Genomic DNA, 19,145 nt, shown 5'->3' on the forward strand with positions numbered 1-19,145 from the left:
AAGGCTCCGACTTTCTGGTGGCGCGCCCGCTATATCCCCAGCCGATCCCGCAGCGAATACCAAGTCATCGCCAGCACCAAAAGCGGCGACCGGAGCGCCGCGCCGCCCGGAAACGGCGTCGCAGGCACGCGCGCCATGGTATCGAACCCCTCGGCCTGCCCGCGCACCGCATCGGCCATCAGCTTGCCCGCGTGGGTGGCGCTGCCCACCCCGTGGCCGGAATAACCCGACGCGCTCAGCATGTTGGGGGCAAGCCGCACCAGATAGGGCATCCGCTTGATCGTTATGGCCAGTGTGCCGCCCCAGGCGAAGTCGATCTGCACGTCGCGAAGATGGGGAAAGATCTCGGTCATCGGCTTGCGCACCAGCGCCTCGATATCGGCCGGAAAGCGGTAGCCATAGCTTTCGCCACCCCCAAAGAGCAGGCGCTGATCGTGGCTGAGGCGAAAGTAATTCACCACGAATTTCGTATCCGCCACGGCAACGTCTCGCGCCAGTACCTTTGCGGCGTCATCCCCCAGGGGCCTCGTTGCGGCGATAAAGTTGTTGATGGGCATGACTCGCCGCGCGACCTGGCCGTTCAGCCCGCCCAGATATCCGTTGCATGCCAGAATGACGTGATCCGCGCTGATCCTGCCGCCCTTGGTGTGCAGGGTCGCGCGTGCGCCCTCATCGATCTGCATCACCTCGCTGCGCTCGTATATCCGCACGCCGGCCTTTTGTGCCGCGCGCGCCAGGCCCAGCGCATAGCGCAGCGGATGCAGGTGTGCCGCGCCCATATCCAGCGTGCCGCCGTGATAGGCGGGCGAGGGGCATAGCGCGTGCATCGCGTCCCGGTCCAGCTTTTCGATCTGATCATAGCCATAGCGCCGGGCCAAATGGTCGGCATAGGCATGCTCTTGCGCCATTTCCTTGGCTGACATGGTGGCGTGGGCAACGCCGGGTTTCAGGTGGCACTCGATACCATGCTTTTGAACCAGTGACTTGGTCAGGTCTTTGGCATCCTCGGCCAGCGTCCAGAGTTTGGCGGCGTCCGCGTCCCCCATCAGGCGCTCGAGCCCCTCCTGGTCCATGCGCTGACCGCTGCCCAGCTGCCCGCCATTGCGCCCTGATGCGCCGAAACCGACGCGCTGCGCCTCGATCAGGGCCACGTCCATGCCGGCCTCGGCCAAGTGGAGCGCCGCGGATAGCCCGGTATAGCCGGCGCCGACAACGACGACATCCGCGCGCGCCTCGCCTGTCAGCGGTGCGAACTCCGGCAGGGCATCGGCGGTTGCGGCATACCAGCTGGCCGGATAGGCGCCGGGTGCGTCATTGGCGTGCAATAGGTTCATTCAAGGGGCCTCCTTCTCAATGAGGTAATAGGGCAGGTAAAGCTGGACCTGCTCGACGCCGGAAAGCGTCGTGCGGCCCGCGCTTGCGTCCATCTCGATCCGGTAGCAGCTGGGGCAGGGCGCGCCTGTGGCACGGGCGACCAGGGCGTCTATATCCGCTGCCAACTCTGGCGGCTCCTCCCCGAATTCGGGCAGGGCGTCCAAGGCGCCGGGCGCTGTCAGGCGGTCCGCCATTTCGCGCGTGGCCCGCAGGGTGACGCGCGGCTGGGCCGCGCCCCATCCGGGCAATCGGACCGGCTCTGCGCCCACTGTCAGCGGCGTGCCGTCGGGCGTGACAACGCGCCAGCCGAGGGCGTTCGAGAGATAATCGAACTGCATCCGGCCGAAACGGTAAGACGCATCACCTTGCGGAAAAGTGTCAAGAAATGCGGCGCGAAACCGTGCCTCAAAGGCCGCCTCGTCGATCCGGGGCGGCGCGCCATCATCGCCAACCGGCATCAGCATGGCGCCGGGGCGCATATAAATGCGGTGGTCCAGGTAAGGCGCGCCGCGCGCGGGCCATTCGGGGCGCGGAGCCAGCACGACGTCGGCGCGGGCGGCCAGCGCATCATGCGCCGCCCAGGCCGCATCTGCGGTATCGAAAAACACATGCTTTGACGTCGCCGGCCGCGAGGCCGCAATCAGCCCGGCCAGATCGCGGCGGTGATGTGCGCCATACTGCCCCTCGCCGCTGCAATGCAGGCTGAAGCAGGTATATTGCGCCACTTCGGCTCCATCGACCAGCAGCGTCGCCATCGGCACGCGGGGGGATGTGCCCGGCGGGCTGAGAAAGAGGATCGACATCAGTGTCAGCCGCGTCTGTGCGCCGGGATCATCGGTGTAATACGCCTTGCCTTGCGCAGCCTTTAGCGCCGAGCGGTCGGTGACGATGCGCAGCCCCTCGCCAGTCGCCATCTCATGCAGCAGCAACGCGACCTGCGCATTTGCATCCAGATCGACCCCGCCCAGCAGCATGATCCGATCCAGATCCGCCTCGCCTGATGATATTTCGGTGACAGGCGGCGCCTCGCGCTCTTTGGGCTCGGCGATCATCGCGATCAGGGCGGCGCAGAACAGCGCGCCGCCCAGAAGGGCGATCTTGCCGGTCTTAGACATTCAGCAGCAGGTGCTCGCGCTCCCAAGGCGAGATGACCTGCAGGAATTCTTCGTATTCCGCTCGCTTCACAATGGCATAAACCCGTCCGAATTCCGGCCCCAGCACCTCGTGCAGCTTCGGCGCCTCCTCGAAGAGGTCCAGCGCGTCGCCCAGAACCTGCGGCACGTCACTGTCGCTTTGGTAGCTGTCGGTCTTGCATTCATCCTCGGGCATCTGCGCCTCCTCGAGGCCCAGCAGGCCGCAGGCAAGGCTGGCGGCGATGCCCAGATAAGGATTGCAATCCATCCCCGCGAGGCGGTTCTCGACGCGCCGCGCCTCGGGGCTGGCCAGTGGCACGCGAATGCCTGTCGTGCGGTTGTCGCGGCCCCAGTCAAGGTTGATGGGCGCGGCGTGATCCTTGACGTAGCGGCGGTAGGAATTGACATAGGGCGCCAGCACGGCGATGGCGCTGGGCAAATGCCGCTGCATGCCGCCGATAAAGTGATAGAAGGCATCGGTTTCGTTGCCGTCCGCGTCGGTAAAGACGTTCTTGCCGGTTTTTATATCCAGCACCGAATGGTGGATATGCATGGCCGAGCCCGGCTCGTCCGCGATCGGCTTGGCCATGAAGGTGGCAAAGCAGTTGTGCCGCATCGCGGCCTCGCGGATCAGGCGTTTGAAGTAAAATACCTCGTCCGCCAACTTGATCGGATCGCCATGGGCGAGGTTGATCTCCAGTTGGCCCGCGCCGCCCTCCTGCGTGATGCCGTCGATCTCAAAGCCCTGCGCTTCGGCAAAATCGTAGATATCGTCGATCACGGGGCCAAATTCATCAACGGCGGTCATCGAGTAGGCTTGCCGTGCGGCGGCGGGGCGCCCCGAGCGGCCCATCATCGGCTCGATCGCCTGACCGGGATCGGTGTTGCGTGCGACGAGGAAGAATTCCATCTCGGGCGCGACCACGGGCGTCAGCCCGCGCGCCTCATAGGCCGCGACGACACGCTTCAGCACATTGCGCGGCGAGAAGGGGATGGGATTCATCTCGCGGTCATAGGCGTCATGGATGACTTGCAGGGTCCAGTCGCCGGTCCAGGGTGCGGCACTGGCGGTGCTCATGTCAGGCACGAGGATCATGTCCTGCTCGATAAAACCCGCCTCGCCCGCAGCCTCGCCCCAATCGCCGGTGATCGTCTGGTAAAAGATCGAGTCGGGCAGGTGAAAATGTTTTTGCTTGGCGAATTTGGAGGCGGGCAGGGCCTTGCCGCGCGCGATGCCCGGCAGGTCCGAGATAATGCATTCGACCTCATCCAGGCGCTTGCCCTCCAGGTATTCGCGCGCCGCTTGCGGTAGGTCGTCGATCCAGTCGGCCATGTCAGGCACCTCTTTTGAGAAAGGCCGCCATCCGGCCTGCGATGGTTTGTTCCTGCGTGGGCTGGTCCAGCTGCGCGATGGCCTCATCCAAAAGCGGATCGGGCACCAGACCGCGCCCGCGGCTTTCGGCGAGGCGGCCCACGAATTCGGCAGTATGTTCGGGATGGGGCTGCACGGTCATGATGCGGTTGTCATAGACCAGGGCAGCATTGTCGCAAAATTCGTTGCGCCCGATCACGGTGGCGCCATCGGGGATGCGCGTCACCTGGTCCTGATGCCATGCATTAAGTGCCAGTGTCTGGCCGTCGATCATATATTCCTGTCGGCCCACGGCCCAACCTTTGGAGTATTTTTCCACCGTGCCGCCCAGGGCCTGCGCGATGATCTGATGGCCAAAACAGATGCCCACCATCGGTCGCCCGTCGGCATAGACATCGCGGATGAACTGCTCCAGCGGGGGAATCCAGGGATGCGGCTCGTAGGCGCCATGTTTGGAGCCTGTGATGAGCCAGCCGTCGCAGTCGGTGATGCTGGCGGGGAATTCCTCATCGACGACGGCATAGCTGCGAAATTGCAGACCATGACCCTCGAAAAGGGCTTCGAACATGCCGTCATAGTCGCCCATGTCGGCCTTGATATCTTCGGGAGCATGACCGCACAGAAGGATGCCTATCGTCGGCGCGCCTTCCTTTGGGGTCAGCGAGGGGTGGGGGACGGTCAAGGGAAGCCTCGTAATTTGATCAAATTTAGGGTAGCGCAGCGATTTGCACGGGGCAAGGGGGATTTGGCGGGCGCGGGAGTGGTCCCGGCCCGCGTCACACCTTGTCCAGGTAGGTCTTCCAGTGATCCGCCTCGTCGATCTCGCCCATCACGGCGATCTCCTGCCGCTTGGTCTGGACGTAATTGCGGATAAGCTTCGGCTCGAAAATGCGGGGCAAAAGGGCGTCCGCCTCGAACAGATCGACCGCCGCCGCCCAATCGGTGGCCAGCTGGGGCAGATCCTGACCGTAGGCATTGCCCTTGAGCGGGGCGCCCGGATCCATGGCGTCCTCGATCCCGACCAGCGCAGCGCCCAGAATGGCCGCAAAGCTGAGATAGGGGTTGATGTCGCCGCCCGCGACCCGGTGCTCGATCCGGCGCGCCTTGGGGCTGCCGCCCGGCACGCGGATGGCGGCCGTGCGGTTCTCATAGGCCCAGCAGATCGCGGTGGGCGCATGGGCGCCGGGGGTCATCCTTGCATAGCTGTTGGCATGGGGCGCAAAGATCAGTGTCGAGCCTTGCATCGCTGCAAGGCATCCCCCGATGGCGTGGCGCAGCGTCTCGGTGCCCTTGGGGCCGCCATCGTCGAAGACGTTGCGGCCGTCCGCGTCCAGAACCGAGAAGTGCATATGCATTCCGTTCCCGCTATCCAGCGCGAAGGGCTTGGCCATGAAGGTCGCGGCGCAATCATAGCGGTGTGCCAGACCGCGAATGAGCGTTTTGAAGAGCCAGGTGTCGTCTGCGGCGCGCAACGCATCCTGATGATTGAGCGTGATTTCGAATTGGCCCACCCCCGCCTCGGAGGTGGTGGTCTGCGCCTCGATACCCATCGCATCGCACGCCGCGTAGAGGGCCGACAGGAACGGATCGAACGCGTCCATTTGGCTGAGCGACAGGATCTCGGACGCGTCGATGCGGCGCCGATTGCGCGGATCGCGCACATGTTTGAGCGCCTTGCCGCCATCGTCGACCAGCGTGAATTCCAGCTCGGTCGCTGCCACCACGCGCCAGCCGCGCGCGGCGTAGCGGTCCAGAACGCGCGCAAGGGCGTGCCGCGCGTCGCCGTAAAAGGGCGTGCCATCCTCCAGATACATTTGCATCGGCACTAGCGGCTGTGCGCTGTCGAGCCATGGCAGCGGCACCGGCCCGCGCGAGGTGGGCCGCATGATGCCATCCGCATCGCCCGTCTCGAACAAAAGCGGGCTGCCCTCGATATCGGCACCCTTGATGTCCACGTTCAGCACCGAGAGCGGCATGCGCACGCCGTCCTCCTGCAGTTTCGCAAAATAGCTGGCAGGCATCCGTTTGCCGCGCATCTGCCCGTTCAGATCGCAGGCGGCCACGCGGAACGTGGCGAAATTATCGATGGTCATTCGGGTGTTCCTTCGTTGAATGACCGATTGATTAGCCGGATGCCGCCAAAGCGCAACCTCAATTTGCGGCGCATTATTGGCGTGCGGCGCGCGTGGTGCGGCGTGGGATTTGAGTATTTTTTGCCAAGATGAAGCAGGGGCGTGGCATGGCGCAACGCCACATTCGCTTTAGACGCGCGTCCTCGGATCGCGCGGTGGCGCGGGATTCGGCACGGCCAGATAGGCGGCCTCCGGCACGTCTGTGAGGCCGTAAAGGCCAAGGGTCTCGCGGTCCGCCTCGCCAATGGCGTCGATCCCGGCGGCGAGGGCCGCGCGGATCTGCGCCGCGTTTTGGCCGGGGGCGGTGATGAAGGGGGGCGCGGGTGTCGGCGCGGTGCGGGTGATCTCTTGCAGATTGGCGGCGTAGGGCTCGTGCTGCTGGATCAGACGCCAGCTGACGGCGTCGAGGCAGGCGATATCGGCGCTTCGCTCTGCCACGGCGCGGGCCGAGCGGATATGTGCGCCGGTATATAGATCGTTTGAAAACGTGAAGCCGAGGTCTGCCACATGGTTCTGCGGCGCGGCCCAGCCCGATTGCGAGAGAGGCTCGCTGAAGGCGAAAACAGCGTCGGCGAAATCGGACAGGTCGCGGCGCGGTTCATCGGTGCGGGTGACGAAGACGCTGTTATAGTGGCCGGGTGGACATCCGGGCAAGTCGTTCTGTGGCGACGCGACCAACTGCACATGGCCTTTCAGTCTTGCGCGATAGGGGTAGCCACAGGTTTGTGAGAGCACGAGATCAGGCGCCTGCCACTGATCCCAGAGGTTTCCGCCTCGGGTGAGGAAGCTGGGAGTTTTGAAGTCGAGATGCGCGCGGATGTGACACCAAAGACGATCGAGCGTCGCCGCAGTCTCGCGGCGATCATACATTGGCAGGCTTGCGATCATTGCATGGACCCGTTTGGGCCGCGTCAGGACGCGGCCTCCACCCTTTTGCGGGCCGAGTTGCTGTCGATATCGCTGACGCCCAAAAGGCTGGCGGTCACGCGGAGCAGGGCGTTTTCCTGATCGGCGCGGTCGCCATCGGCCAGCACCACCTGCCAGAGCGCCTCGATTACGGCGGTGCGGTCCTCATAGGGGACGGCATCCTTGATGGCACGGGTAAAGCGCACGGTATCGGGGGCGCTGGATTCGGCCTCTTCAGCCTCCTTGCGCAGAGCTTGCGCCGCGTCCTGACCGAGGCCGTAGCGCGTTTGCAGGATCCGGTCGATATGCGCGATCTCGGACGGGGCGTAGTGGCCATCCGTGCGCGCCGCGCGCACCAAAAGCGCGGCGAGCGCGAGGCGTGCGTCGGTTTCGGTCAGCGGCTGGTCCTGGGCCGCGGTGAGACGTTTGAAAAAATCAGCTATCATATAACGGCATATAAGGCGCGATGCTGCGTCGGCCAATGTCAAAATTGATTGCCGCGGCGGACTGCGGCGCAAATCGCCCACAGCGAGGCGGGGCGGGGTGCGTCAAACTTCGCCATCTTCGGTCGGCGTCCAGCGGTGAAGCCAGACCGGTCCCGGATGGGCACCGGGTGCGCCTTGCAGCGTCACGCGAAGATCCACCGCCTCGGCCCCGTCGCCGGGGGTCAGCAGGAAGGTCACGCGTGCGCCGCGCCCCTCCGGCAGGTCGAATACGCCCGCTCCGGTGATCTGCGCCGGACCTGCCGCAGAGATCAAAGGCGTCACATCCTCGGCGGCCAGACCATCCGGCATATCCAGGTCGATCACGTAGCGGCGCGTGCCGGGGCGATCATGCTCCTGCCCGCTACGGCTTTGCGCGATACGGACTGCGCCCTCGGCGCCCGGCGCGCTTCGTGTCCAGTCGAGCGTATAGTCGAAACGATGCTCGCTGCCGGCGGCAATGGGCGCGTCGGGCCGCCAGAACGCGACGATATTATCCATGAATTCCGTATCCGTCGGGATCTCGACCAGCATGACGGCGCCCGGACCCCAGTCACCCGTGGGCTGGACCCGCGCCGAAGGCCGGTCGTGATAACGTGCCTCGGTATCCTCATAGTCGTCAAAGCGTCGGGGCGTCTGGTAGAGGCCGAAGGCCACCGGGCCGTCATCGGCAAAGGCCGAGGTCTGGATTCGGGCGGGATTGCTGATGGGGCGCCACAGATGCTCGCCCGCGCCGTTGCGGATGTAGAGCATATCGCTGTCATGCACGCGCGGGCGGAAATCGTCCGACACGGCGGCGCGGATCGGCCCCTTGAGATACATCGAGGTAAGTGGCGCGACGCCGACATCCGTGATCTCGCGCCGTGGCAGGAGGGTGAGCGCGGCGCGCATCGCGGTGTCGACGCCCGGCGTCATCTCCAGCTCCAAATGACCGGCAAGCGAGGGGCTGTCGATCACTGCCTCCATGCGGATACGCCCATCCACGGGGCGGTGCAGCCGAAGATGGGTGAATCTGGGAAATTCCTCGGGACCCGGCCCGCCGGTGCCAAGTGCGACAGCGCGCGCCGACAGTCCATAGACCATCGCCTGCCCGATGGCGCGGAAGTAGCTGGCGCCCTGGACCACCATCACCTCATCCATCACCTGGGGGTCGTTCAGGGGGTGGCGCAGGCGCACCCCGGAGAAGCCGGCCCCGGGGGATTTCGCCGGGATATCGCTGAAATAGCGCGGCTCGAACGTGAACAGGCCGGGCGAGAAGGCAATTTCGCCAAAGCCCTCGGCGCGGGGCATCTCGATCGTGACGGGATCGGGAAAGAAGAGGCCGGGGGGCAACAGATCCACCTCGTATCCGTCGCCGAGTGGCAGGTTGGCTGCCTCGCCTGCGATGGGTCTTATGCCGCGATAGGCGTCATAATTGAGGCCCGCGAAGGGCGGCGACAGCGACACCGGATTAGGCTGGTAGGGCTTGGCCGCGAGGGCCCGCGCGGCCTCAAGCAATGAGGCTGGCGCCTCTTCGGCCTGCGCCGATCGTGCCTGCGGCCAAAGGCCGAGCGCCGCCGCGCCAAGCGCCATGGCCGAGCCGCCAAGGAGCGCGCGGCGCCTCATACGGGCTGCGCGTCCAGTGCGCGCAAGATAAGCGGCGCGGCCAGCAAAGGCAGGATCAGCGGCGCAAGCCAGAGCGTCGCACCGCCGTCGGTTTGCAGCGCCAGCGCCAAGAGGGCCGCGCCCGCTGCCGCCTCGGGCATGCCACGGGGCAGACGCAGACGCGCGGCTGTGTTCGATTTCCACCCGCAATCGCGGCCGAGCAAGATCGAGCCGACCGACGCAGTCTGGCGAAGCATCATGATCGGCGCGATCACGGTCGACAGAATCAATTCGCCCAGCGACGCGCGCAAAATCACCAGTCTGCGCCGCAATGTGCCTGCGGATCGCAGCCAGCCCGCAAGCGCGCAGATCTTGGGCGCAAGCAGAACGGCGGCCACCAGCGCGAAAGGAATTGCGCCTGCGACCGGCACCGCGCCCGAGGCAATCAGCACCACCAGAACCAGCCAGATCGGCGCGGCAAGGTAGCTGAGCGCGCCAGAGGCAAGGTGCAGTCGGCTGATCGGGTGCAGGCCCGGCGTGGCAAGCATGCCGATATGTTGCATGTTGCCCTGACACCAGCGGCGATCACGCTTGTGAAACTCGTCCAGCGTCTGTGGCCCGTCCTCGGCGCTGCCGGCCATGTCCGGATCCAATTCCACCGCCCAACCGGCGCGCCGGATCCACGCCGCCTCGATGAAGTCATGGCTCAGCACCGGCCCGCCGAAGGGAGCCTTGCCCGGAAGGACAGGCAGATGCGCCGCCTCGCGAAATGCGGCAACCCGCAAGATGGCGTTGTGACCCCAGTAATTGCTGGAGCGCCCGGCCCAAGCCGCCATGCCGCGCCCGAAATTATGCGACATCAGCCGCACGGCAGTGCGCTGATGCTTTCCGAACCGGCTTTGCCCCGGAATAAGGGCCATGCCAGCTTGCAGGAGGCCCGTGCGCGGGCGCATTTCCATCTGGCGGATCATGCGGCGAATGCGGCTCGCGGACATGCGGCTGTCCGCATCCATGACCAGCATGTAGTCGAATGCGTCGCCGTAGTGATGCAGCCAATCGGCGATATTGCCCGGCTTGCGCCCGGTATTCTCGGCGCGGCGGCGGTACTGGATGCGGCCATCGCCGTGCAAGTCCGCCAGCGCGGTCGCCTCGCGCTCGGCCAGCTCGCCGGCGGGCGTGTCCGACAGGACAAAAATGCGTGTCCGGCAGTCAAGGCCCGCATGCCCGAGGCTGGCACTCAGGTCAGCAATGTACCACGCGACCGGTGAAGGATCTTCCTTGCAAAGAGTAATAAGAATGGCAGTCTGCCCTTCCGGCACCCATCCGGCGGGCGGCGGCACCGGACGAGCGCGCGATTGCGCCAATCCGATCAGGGCAGTCGCAGCGCCACCCGAAATCCACGCACCGCTCAGTGCGGCGAGAGGCAGCGCGATATAACTCATCACGGTCCAGTCACGGATAGACAGCGCAAAGCTGGCTGTCAGCAGCGCAGTCAGGAGAAGGGTGATGCCAATATATGCAGGCCGCGCCTCGGGCCAGCGAAGCCTCGGAAGACCCGCCGTTGCGGCAACCCGTGATATCGAATCCGAAAAAGACATGGCGCTCAGCGTGATCCTTGCAGTGGATGCAGGCGCATTTCGCCCTGCGGTTCTTCAAGCGCCTGACATATCCCGCTTTTTGGCAGCGACAAGCGGATTAGCCGCCTGCGCTGTCCTTCGGTGACCACATGCGCGAAAAGATGCCATCGCGGCGTATAAGCCCGTGGTGCGCTGCAGCGAAAATATGCAGTGCCACGACGGCCGTCAGCGCCAAAGCTCCGTAATAATGGACAGTTTTGGCAATTTCAGCGATCTCGTCCGACCTTGTAACCGGCGATCCTATGCCGAGAGCGTCAAGCGTCTCAATTGGGAAGCCGCCCGCCTTGACGCGAATATAGCCCGCAACAGGCATGATCAGCATCAGCGCATACAGAGCTATATGGCTCAGCCCAGCTGCTTTGGCCTGCCATGCGGGCATCTGATCCGGGAGGGGCGGCGGCGGCACGGCAAATCGATAGGCGATGCGCACCGCGATCAAAACCAGCAAGAGAACGCCCACATTCTTGTGATAGATGAATAGCGCGTTTTGGAGGCTCCGTGCCAAGCCCTCCTGCACCATCAGGAACCCGACGGGAATCGTTGACAGGATCAGTAGCGCCATGGACCAGTGGATCACACGAGCCGTGCGGCTATAGGCCGAGTGATGCTGAATCGTCGTCTGCGGGCTCATGCGCGAGGTTGCTTTCGTTGCCTGAGTGTCGATGATGGCTGACGTAGCGTCGCCGGCCCCGGAATCAAGCCACGCGATGCCTCCTGCGGCCCCAATCCGCGCGCCCGCCTCAGGCTGGTGTCTGGCGCCACTTGACGGCGACCCCATCGTGCTAAATTCATCTCTCATGACGATTTCGCACCCAGACGTGCCGCGCCGCCGGCACCGCCTCCAGCCGCCTTTCAGGCTTGCCTTGGGTGTGGGGCCGGCCTTTGGGCTGCCTCCAGCCCTTTGGCGTTTCATAATGGCGGCGCTGATCGGCTGCGCCGGGGCCGCGATCTTGGCCTCGGTTTTGCTGGATGCAGGCGCTCTACCCATTGCTGTTGCGGTCACTGTCTACGCCGCAGCTGCCATTTTGGCCGGCGCGGGGATGGCGCGGAACTATCCGCATGAGGCGCTTGGCCTCGGCAACCTTGTCACGCTCGGGCGGATGGCACTTGCCGCGTCGCTGATACCGCCGCTTTTGATGGGGGATGATTTGCAATGGCATGTCTTCGCTCTCGCCTCAATTGCGCTGGCGCTTGACGGGGTGGATGGTTGGCTGGCACGGCGCCAGGGCCTGACCTCTGAATTTGGCGCGCGTTTCGACATGGAGGTCGACGCCTCGTTGGGCGTGCTCTTGGCGCTCAATGCCTTTGCGGCGGGTACTGCCGGGATTGCCGTGCTGCTCCTGGCGATGCCGCGTTATGTGTTTGCACTCGCGGGCATCGCCATGCCTTGGCTGGCGCGGCCTCTGCCCGAGCGCTTTGGGCGCAAGGTCGTCTGCGTCATCCAGATCGGCGTTTTGATCGGCATTCAGCCACCCATTGTCCCGCATGGCATGGCTGCTGCGGCCATAACAATCGCGGCGCTGGCGCTGGCGTGGTCTTTCGGACGCGATTGTGTCTGGCTTTGGCGACGCACCGCTTGACTGATTGGGCACGTCCATCGGTCCTGCGCCTGATCCTGGCTGCCGTGATCTTGCATCTGGCGCTGATCCAGCCCAATCATCCGGCGGCGATGACATGGCAGGCACTGTGGCTTTTCCCTCTGGAACTGCCGGTGATCATGCTTGCCTTGATCGCCCTGAGCGGAAAATGGGCCATGCTGCTGCGGGTCTTGCTGACAGCTTGCCTGACGTTGGTTACCGTCCTTAAGACCGCCGATTTCGGCATGTTCACGGCCCTTGCGCGCGGGTTCAATCCGGTGGCCGATCTTGTGCTGATCGACGCGGGAATGCGCCTTTTGGCAGGCTCCATCGGAATGATACCAGCGCTTCTTGCCGCTCTGGCGGCGGTGCTGGCAGTTTGCGCAATCGGCTGGCTTATCTGGTGGGCGACGGGTGTTCTTGCCAAGGTGACGCTGCCGCGCCGTCGCGCGGCGGGTGCGGGCGCTGCGCTATTCGCCGTTCTGGCCATCGCCGAGATTGGGATGGCATTGGGTCGCTGGAGCCTGCCGGTCGCGCCGCCGGGCGCCGCGTTCACCGCGCGGGTGGGATATGAGCGCGTGCAACTCGTGCGCCAGACCATAACCGATTTGCGGGCCTTCCGCATCGCCGCGCGGCAAGATCCATTTGCCGAGCGCACGGGCCTGCTGGACCGCCTGACCGACGAAAGCGCGAACGCCGCCAACCGCGATGTGCTGGTCGTCTTCGTCGAGAGCTATGGGCGCACCAGTCTTGAGACGCCCTTCTACGCGGGCACCCATCGCGCCACCTTGCTTGCGGCCGAGGCACGGCTGCGCGATGCAGGTTATGCCATGGCATCGGGCCTGCTGGTGGCACCCACGCGGGGCGGTCAAAGCTGGCTGTCGCACGCGACCTTCGCCAATGGCCTTTGGATCAATGATCAGACGCGCTACGGCGCGATGCTGGCCTCGGGGCGCGAGACGCTTTTTCACATCGCGGCGCGCTCGGGCTTTCGCACGGCGGCGGTGATGCCGCAGATCACGCTCGATTGGCCGGAATCCGAGGCAATGGGCTTTGATACCGTATTGGCGGCGGCCGACCTTGGGTATCGGGGCGCACCCTTCAATTGGGTGACGATGCCCGATCAGTTCACCTTCACGGCGCTCGACCGCCTCGTGCGCGCGCGCGAGGAGGGTCCCGTCTTTGCGCAGCTGGCGCTGGGATCGTCGCACGCGCCCTGGACGCCAGTGCCGGATCTGGTGCCTTGGGACGAGGTCGGCGACGGGCGCATCTTCAACGATATGGCGGCGGCGGGCGATCCGCCCGAAATGGTGTGGCGCGACCGGGACAGGGTGCGCGAACAGTATCGCAAGGCCATCAACTATGCGCTGCGCACGGTTTTCGACTACGCGGCGCTCCATGCGGACGCCCCGCCTTTGATGATCATCCTCGGCGATCATCAAGCGGCGGATTTCGTCGCGCTCGAGGACCGTCCGGACGTGCCGATCCACATCATCGGCCCGCCAGATCTGGTCGCGCAGCTGAAGGGGTGGGGCTGGCAAGAGGGGCTGATCCCGGATCCGGACGTGGCACCGATGGCCATGGACCGCATGCGCGATCTGCTGATCGAGACCTTTACGACGCCCGCCGCGCTACCGCCCGAGGTGCTGCCCGTCTCGCCGCGGGAGGCCGTGGAGTGAGGCCGCGCTGGCTCTCACCCGGCCTGATGCGCGCGGGGCAATTCGCGCTGGCGGCGCTGATGCTGGCGCTTCTTTGGCGCGCCCTTGACGGGGCGGAGGCGGCGCGCAGCCTCGCGGGCGCGGATCCGCTCTGGCTGTGCGCGGCGCTGGCGGCGCTGACGCTGCAAACGGCGCTTTCGGCCCTGCGCTGGCGGCTGACGGCGGCGCAACTGGGCATCCGGCTGGGCCTGGGGGCCGCGCTGCGCGAATATTATCTGGGCCAGGCGCTGAATCTGTCGCTGCCCGGCGGTGTCGTCGGCGATGCGGGCCGCGCGGTGCGCGCACGTCAGCAGGCCGGGCTGCTGGCCTCGGGCCAGGCGGTGGTGTTCGAGCGTCTGGCCGGGCAGGCGGGGCTCTTCGTCATCACGGCGGGGGCCTTTGCGGTGACGCTGGCCGCGCCCGGCGGCCTGGAATGGCCCGCGCGGCTTATCCCGCCCGTTGCGATCTTCATACTGATTGGGCTGTGCCTGCCCCTCGTCCTTTATGTGCTGACGCAGGTTCCGGGCCGGATCGGCGCGGGGGCCAGATCGGTCTGGCACGGGATGCAGCGCGCGGTGCTGGCGCGCGGCGTTATCCTGCCGCAAACGCTCCTCAGCCTGGGGACCGCGCTCAGCAATCTGGCGGCCTTCGCGTTTTGCGCGCTGGCGGTGGGGCATGGCCTGCCGCTGGCCGCCGTGCTGGCCTTCGTGCCACTGATCCTTCTTACCATGCTGATCCCGCTGACGATCAGCGGTTGGGGCCTGCGCGAGGGGGCGGCGGCGGCGCTCTTTCCGCTGGCGGGCGGCGCGGCAAGCGGGGGGCTGGCGGCCAGCGTCGCCTTCGGACTGATGATGATCGTCGCGGCCCTGCCGGGGCTGATTTTCGTGGTCGGGCGCCGCCGCGCGGCGGCGTGACGTCTCAGGCTGCGCCGTGCACGGGCGCGCGCGCCTCCAGTGCCCGTGCGGTCAGCGCGCAATCGAACACCACGTCCGAGCCCAAGGAATAGACGCAGCAATCGGGCCGGATCGCATGCGCGAGCGTCTCGCTGGGGCTGGGCAGGGTCAGGCCCTGCGGGCCGCCCCCGATGAGCAACGGCGCGATGGCGACATGCAGATGCGCCAGCAGCCCCGCCTCCAGAAAGCGGGCGATGGTTATGCCGCCGCCCTCGATCATCAATGTGCGCAGCCCTGCCGCGTTCAGCGCCTCGATGATGCGCGCCGGGGGCAGGCTGCCGTCCGTTGCGTCAATGCGGATCACCTCCACACCCTTGGGGCGCGCCATCCCAACCGCTTGCACAACGATGCGCCGCGCGCCGTTGTCCTGCAGGACCGGCGCGTCGTTCGGCAGCCGCCCGCGCGGGTCGATCACGATGCGTGCGGGATCGGCGCCGTCGCACATGCGCACGGTCAGGCGGGGCGTATCGTGCAGCGCGGTGCGCACCCCGATCACGACACCGTCGACCAGCGCCCGCATCCGGTGCAGATGCGCCAGCCCGTCCGGCCCCGACACGTCGCGTGCGTCACCCGTCACAGTCGCAATGCGCCCATCCAGCGACTGCCCGATCTGCGCCACGCTCAGCGGGCCGAGGTCGCGCCGTGCGAGCGGACCATAGAGCGCGAGCGCGCTGCGCTCGTCCGCGCTCCAATCGCCGCAGCAGGTGCAGGATCGGCCCGCCTTGACGGCCAGCAACCGCTCCCACACCTTTGCCGTGACGTTGATCCCCTGCATCAGATGTCCCCTTGCGCCGTGTCACGTGGCAGGGCCAGCATATCACCATGGCCGATCATGCATGCCGCATCACGCGCAGCGGCGACGCGCGCCGCGCCCCATTCGGCGGCGCCCTCTGCGCCCGCCTCCTAGGCGGCGGCGGCGATTCCGCGCACCAGTTCCGCCTGCAGCGGTGCCTGCTCTGGGCCCAGTTGCCAGTCGCTGCGCGCGCGGATCACATCGAACCCGGCCTCGGCGAATACCGCCGCAGCCGTCGGCGCCGCATCGGGGCCAAGCGCCGGGCCGATGCCCTTGTCGCCCCTCTGGTGGCGGTTGAACGCCTCGGTGACGGGCGCATCGCGGGCCTCCTCGGGCTGCCATTCCATGCGGCCATCGTAGGAAAGCGCGGCATAGAACGGAACGCCCAACCGGGCCGCAAAGGCGCGCAGCCACGCTTCCGGCATCAGATCAAGGAGGGCCGAGGCCGTGACAAGCGTCACGCCCTCCAGCGGCAAGCTGTCCAGATCGGCCAGATTACAGGCATGGGTCTCGGCCCGCGCGCCGCCATCGCGTGCGGCCTTCGCGGCGCGGTCAAGCAGATCGGGATCATTGTCCACCAGCCGCCATAGCGTGCTGCGCGGCAGGTGCGGCGCCAGCGCGCGCACGGTCGAGCCTGTGCCGCAGCCCAGATCGAGGATGACGGGCGCCGGGCCAGCCGCCACCGCCGCCTGCCGCAAGAGGCCCGCGTCGCGCGCCGCGTGGTCGGCAGGCTCGCGCAGGGCAAGCCAGTCGGCGGAAAACCCCATTCTAGATCTCGCCCTCGTACCAGGCGCGGGCGACATGGCTTTCGTGCAGCAGGATGCGCAGCTTCTTGACGCGGCCTTCATCCTTTAGCCCGCCCTTGCGAACGGTGCCCGCCATGGCGTCGAAGATATGCTTGCACAGGAACTCTGTCGTGGTGAACTTGCCCTTGAATTCAGGCACCTCGTCGAGGTTCTTGTAGCGCAGCGGGCCCAGCACGTCGGTCAGCGCCTCGGTGGCGAGGCCGATATCCACGACCAGCCCGTGATCGTCGATCTCCTCGGTGTAGAAGGCGGCATCGACGGTGAATGTGGCGCCATGCATGCCCTGGGCGGGGCCGAACACGGGCGAGGGCAGGGAATGGCCGATCATGATGTGATCTCGGACTTCGACGGCGAACATGATGTCTCCTTAACTTCGGGAATAGGTGATGCGGTGGCAAAGCGTGGCGGGATCGCCGAGGATATCGCCATAGGCGCCCGGCAGATCGTCAAACGCCGTCTCGCCCGAGATCAGCGCATCAAGCGCGGGATCGCACAAGAGGTCCAGCGCCTTGGCCATGCGGCGCCCGTAGCTCCAGCGCGGGGCGCGGGCGGGGGGCAGATGGCCTACCTGGCTGCTGATCAGGCGCAGGCGGCGGCTGTGAAACGCGCCGCCGAGCGGCACGGACGTGTCGCCCGCGCCGTGCCAACTGGCCTCGACCACGGCGGCATCCTGCCCGGCGCAGCCAAGCGCGGTGGCAAGCCCTGTGCCGCTGGCGGTGGCGTGGATGACCAGATCGCACCCATCGGGCGCATCATCCGGCGCGGCAAAGTCGCACCCCATTCTACCGGCCAGCGCGGCGCGGCCTGGATTGATGTCCACCAGCGTCACGTCGGTGCCGGGGATGCGGGCCGCGAGGTAACCCGCCAGCGCGCCGATCACGCCCGCGCCGATCACGGCGATCCGGTCGCCTGGCGCAGCAGCGCCATCCCACAGGATGTTCAGCGCGGTCTCCATATTCGCGCCGAGGATCGCGCGCGCGGGGGGCAGGCCATCGGGCAGGGGCGTCAGCATTTCCGCAGGCATGCGGAACTGCGTCTGGTGCGGATGAAGCGCAAAGACGTCCCGCCCCGAATGCGCCCCCTCGCGGGCGCGCCCCACGGCGCAATAGCCGTATTTGACCGGAAAGGTAAAATCGCCCTCCTGCGCGGGTGCGCGCATCCGCGCGGCCTCCGATGCGGGCACGCGTCCTTCAAAAACCAGGCGCTCGGTCCCGCGGCTGATGCCGGAATAAAGCGTATCGACCAGAACGCCCGTGCCAATATCGGCATCGCGCAGCTCGGCCCGCGACGGGGCGGCGCACCAAAGCGCGCGCGCATTCATGTCAGCAGATGGCCGGATTTGGCCGCCTTGGTGGCAAGGTAATTTGCGTTTACCGCGTTACCGCCGACCTTGAGCGGTACACGCTCGGTCACGTCGATCCCTTGAGAGGCCAGAATGGCGATCTTGGCGGGGTTGTTGGTCATCAGGCGCACGCGCGAGATGCCCAGCCAATGCAGGATGTTGCCGCCCACGCGAAAGTCCCGTTCGTCATCGTCGAAACCCAGCCAGTGATTGGCCTCGACCGTATCAAGACCGGCCTCCTGCAGCGCATAAGCCCGCATCTTGTTGGCCAGGCCGATGCCGCGACCCTCCTGATTGAGATAGAGAATCACGCCGCCGCTGCCAGAGGCCATCGTCGCCATGGCCGTGCGCAACTGGGGGCCGCAATCGCATTTGAGGCTGCTTAGAACGTCCCCGGTAAAACAGGCAGAGTGCAGGCGCACGGTGACGGGCTGGGTAAAGTCGGGCGTTCCGATCTCGATCGCATAATGCTCGACCCCGCCGTCATCCGGGCGAAAGACGTGGACGCGTCCCGCCTGGCTGGCATCCATCGGCAGGTTTGCCGCGCTGACCAAGGTCTGTGGCGCGCCATCCTCCAGCGCATCCATGATGGCGGGCGTCTCCATCATGCTCAGCCCAAGGCGCAATGCATCGCCCGCCGCGTCCTGCCGGGGCAGGAGGACCGCCGCGGGCAACACATGGGCCGACTTGGCCAGCGCAAGGGCCACTGCATGAAGCGGGCCGCCCGCGTTGAGGCGCATGGGCGCCGAGCGCAGCTTGCCAGCCGGCAGTCCCTCACCGGCAAGCGAGGCAAGCCATTCCAGATCGGCCCCCGCCGGAATATCGAGTGTGACGACGCCGCCTGACTCTTCCGCTGGCAGGTTATCGGGCAGGTCCATCCCCAGCGCCTCGGCGCGGTTTCGTGTCAGCACCAGCTCTACCGCGCCCGGCGCGGCCATGGCGCGCAGCGCTTCGAGGCGTTCGTCATTGACCGTTTCGGCGAAAGCGACGAGGGCACCGTCCGACGCCGCCTCGCCGGATGTGAGCGCCACGGGCAAGCCCAATTTGAGATCACCGCGAACACGCATCAGGCGCTCGACCGCGCGCGGCGTAAGGCCTTGGGCGGGCGCGTTGCCTTTCTGGGTGGTCCCAAGGGCAGGCACGGCTTGGGCGGAGGCAGTCCGGGATAAACGCAATGTCGCTGTCCATCTGGTTTGAATCGTTGAATGAAAGATAGCCCGCCTGAGAAGGAGGCAAGACCCGCGCGGAAATTTGCCGTTCCAGATGCGCCTTGCCTGCACCACCGCCGCAGGGCGCATCTGCGCTGGACAAGCACGGCGGCGCGCTATTTCTATGGCGTCAAACGACAAGGGATGCG

Annotated in this window: 18 protein-coding genes; 3 read left to right on the top strand and 15 right to left on the bottom strand. The window is 66.1% G+C overall.

Features of this window, described 5'->3' with window-relative positions:
- Positions 1-29: 29 nt before the first annotated feature.
- From BW975_RS07710 to BW975_RS07755, 10 genes are all read right to left on the bottom strand, one after another.
- Positions 30-1,334: an NAD(P)/FAD-dependent oxidoreductase gene (locus BW975_RS07710; protein WP_076532423.1), complete on the bottom strand. Its 1,305-nt coding sequence runs from the start codon at positions 1,332-1,334 to the stop codon at positions 30-32.
- Positions 1,335-2,489, bottom strand: coding sequence for a hypothetical protein (locus tag BW975_RS07715; RefSeq protein ID WP_076532425.1), 1,155 nt, complete (start codon positions 2,487-2,489; stop codon positions 1,335-1,337).
- Complete coding sequence (locus BW975_RS07720; protein ID WP_076532428.1) at positions 2,482-3,840, bottom strand: glutamine synthetase family protein; 1,359 nt, start codon at positions 3,838-3,840, stop codon at positions 2,482-2,484. The genes BW975_RS07715 and BW975_RS07720 overlap by 8 nt, the downstream gene beginning before the upstream one ends.
- A 1-nt stretch (position 3,841) precedes the next feature.
- Positions 3,842-4,561 (bottom strand): type 1 glutamine amidotransferase, encoded by a 720-nt coding sequence (locus BW975_RS07725; RefSeq protein WP_335743494.1) that lies wholly within the window; start codon positions 4,559-4,561, stop codon positions 3,842-3,844.
- Positions 4,562-4,655: 94 nt separating this feature from the next.
- Positions 4,656-5,972, bottom strand: coding sequence for a glutamine synthetase family protein (locus tag BW975_RS07730; protein WP_076532430.1), 1,317 nt, complete (start codon positions 5,970-5,972; stop codon positions 4,656-4,658).
- Between the two features lie 168 nt (positions 5,973-6,140).
- Positions 6,141-6,899 carry a phosphate/phosphite/phosphonate ABC transporter substrate-binding protein gene (locus BW975_RS07735; protein ID WP_076532432.1) on the bottom strand — a complete coding sequence of 253 codons (759 nt, stop codon included), beginning with the start codon at positions 6,897-6,899 and terminating at the stop codon, positions 6,141-6,143.
- A gap of 23 nt (positions 6,900-6,922) precedes the next feature.
- Complete coding sequence (locus BW975_RS07740) at positions 6,923-7,363, bottom strand: tellurite resistance TerB family protein (RefSeq protein WP_076532434.1); 441 nt, start codon at positions 7,361-7,363, stop codon at positions 6,923-6,925.
- A gap of 102 nt (positions 7,364-7,465) precedes the next feature.
- Positions 7,466-9,004: an OpgD/OpgG family glucan biosynthesis protein gene (locus BW975_RS07745; protein ID WP_076532436.1), complete on the bottom strand. Its 1,539-nt coding sequence runs from the start codon at positions 9,002-9,004 to the stop codon at positions 7,466-7,468.
- Complete coding sequence (mdoH, locus tag BW975_RS07750; RefSeq protein WP_076532438.1) at positions 9,001-10,581, bottom strand: glucans biosynthesis glucosyltransferase MdoH; 1,581 nt, start codon at positions 10,579-10,581, stop codon at positions 9,001-9,003. The genes BW975_RS07745 and mdoH overlap by 4 nt, the downstream gene beginning before the upstream one ends.
- Before the next feature lie 97 nt (positions 10,582-10,678).
- Positions 10,679-11,251, bottom strand: a complete 573-nt coding sequence (locus BW975_RS07755) for a cytochrome b (RefSeq protein ID WP_076532440.1) — start codon at positions 11,249-11,251, stop codon at positions 10,679-10,681.
- Between the two features lie 283 nt (positions 11,252-11,534).
- Here BW975_RS07755 and BW975_RS07760 point away from each other — a divergent pair, with 283 nt between their 5' ends.
- From BW975_RS07760 to BW975_RS07770, 3 genes are read left to right on the top strand one after another with little or no spacing between them, the layout of a single operon-like run.
- On the top strand, positions 11,535-12,200 hold the full coding sequence (locus BW975_RS07760) for a CDP-alcohol phosphatidyltransferase family protein (protein ID WP_170846533.1): 666 nt from the start codon (positions 11,535-11,537) through the stop codon (positions 12,198-12,200).
- On the top strand, positions 12,197-13,876 hold the full coding sequence (locus BW975_RS07765; protein WP_076533533.1) for a sulfatase-like hydrolase/transferase: 1,680 nt from the start codon (positions 12,197-12,199) through the stop codon (positions 13,874-13,876). Before BW975_RS07760 ends, BW975_RS07765 begins: the two co-directional genes overlap by 4 nt.
- Positions 13,873-14,808, top strand: a complete 936-nt coding sequence (locus BW975_RS07770) for a lysylphosphatidylglycerol synthase transmembrane domain-containing protein (protein ID WP_244512474.1) — start codon at positions 13,873-13,875, stop codon at positions 14,806-14,808. Before BW975_RS07765 ends, BW975_RS07770 begins: the two co-directional genes overlap by 4 nt.
- A 4-nt stretch (positions 14,809-14,812) precedes the next feature.
- Here the strand turns inward: BW975_RS07770 and BW975_RS07775 are convergent, their stop codons facing one another.
- The 5 genes from BW975_RS07775 to ribA all read right to left on the bottom strand — a co-directional run bounded on the left by BW975_RS07775 (position 14,813) and on the right by ribA (position 18,855).
- The gene (locus BW975_RS07775) at positions 14,813-15,622 is read right to left on the bottom strand and encodes a RibD family protein (RefSeq protein WP_076532444.1); all 810 of its coding nucleotides are present in this window, start codon (positions 15,620-15,622) and stop codon (positions 14,813-14,815) included.
- 128 nt (positions 15,623-15,750) lie between these two features.
- The gene (locus BW975_RS07780) at positions 15,751-16,407 is read right to left on the bottom strand and encodes a class I SAM-dependent methyltransferase (RefSeq protein WP_092746198.1); all 657 of its coding nucleotides are present in this window, start codon (positions 16,405-16,407) and stop codon (positions 15,751-15,753) included.
- A 1-nt stretch (position 16,408) separates the two neighbouring features.
- Complete coding sequence (locus BW975_RS07785) at positions 16,409-16,804, bottom strand: 6-pyruvoyl trahydropterin synthase family protein (protein ID WP_076532446.1); 396 nt, start codon at positions 16,802-16,804, stop codon at positions 16,409-16,411.
- 9 nt (positions 16,805-16,813) lie between these two features.
- Positions 16,814-17,767 (bottom strand): zinc-dependent alcohol dehydrogenase, encoded by a 954-nt coding sequence (locus BW975_RS07790; RefSeq protein ID WP_076532448.1) that lies wholly within the window; start codon positions 17,765-17,767, stop codon positions 16,814-16,816.
- Positions 17,764-18,855, bottom strand: coding sequence for a GTP cyclohydrolase II (gene ribA / locus BW975_RS07795; protein WP_076533535.1), 1,092 nt, complete (start codon positions 18,853-18,855; stop codon positions 17,764-17,766). The genes BW975_RS07790 and ribA overlap by 4 nt, the downstream gene beginning before the upstream one ends.
- Between the last annotated feature and the right edge of the window lie 290 nt (positions 18,856-19,145).

It is taken from the genome of Roseovarius nanhaiticus (assembly GCF_900156535.1).
In the GTDB taxonomy this organism is placed as follows: domain Bacteria; phylum Pseudomonadota; class Alphaproteobacteria; order Rhodobacterales; family Rhodobacteraceae; genus Roseovarius; species Roseovarius nanhaiticus.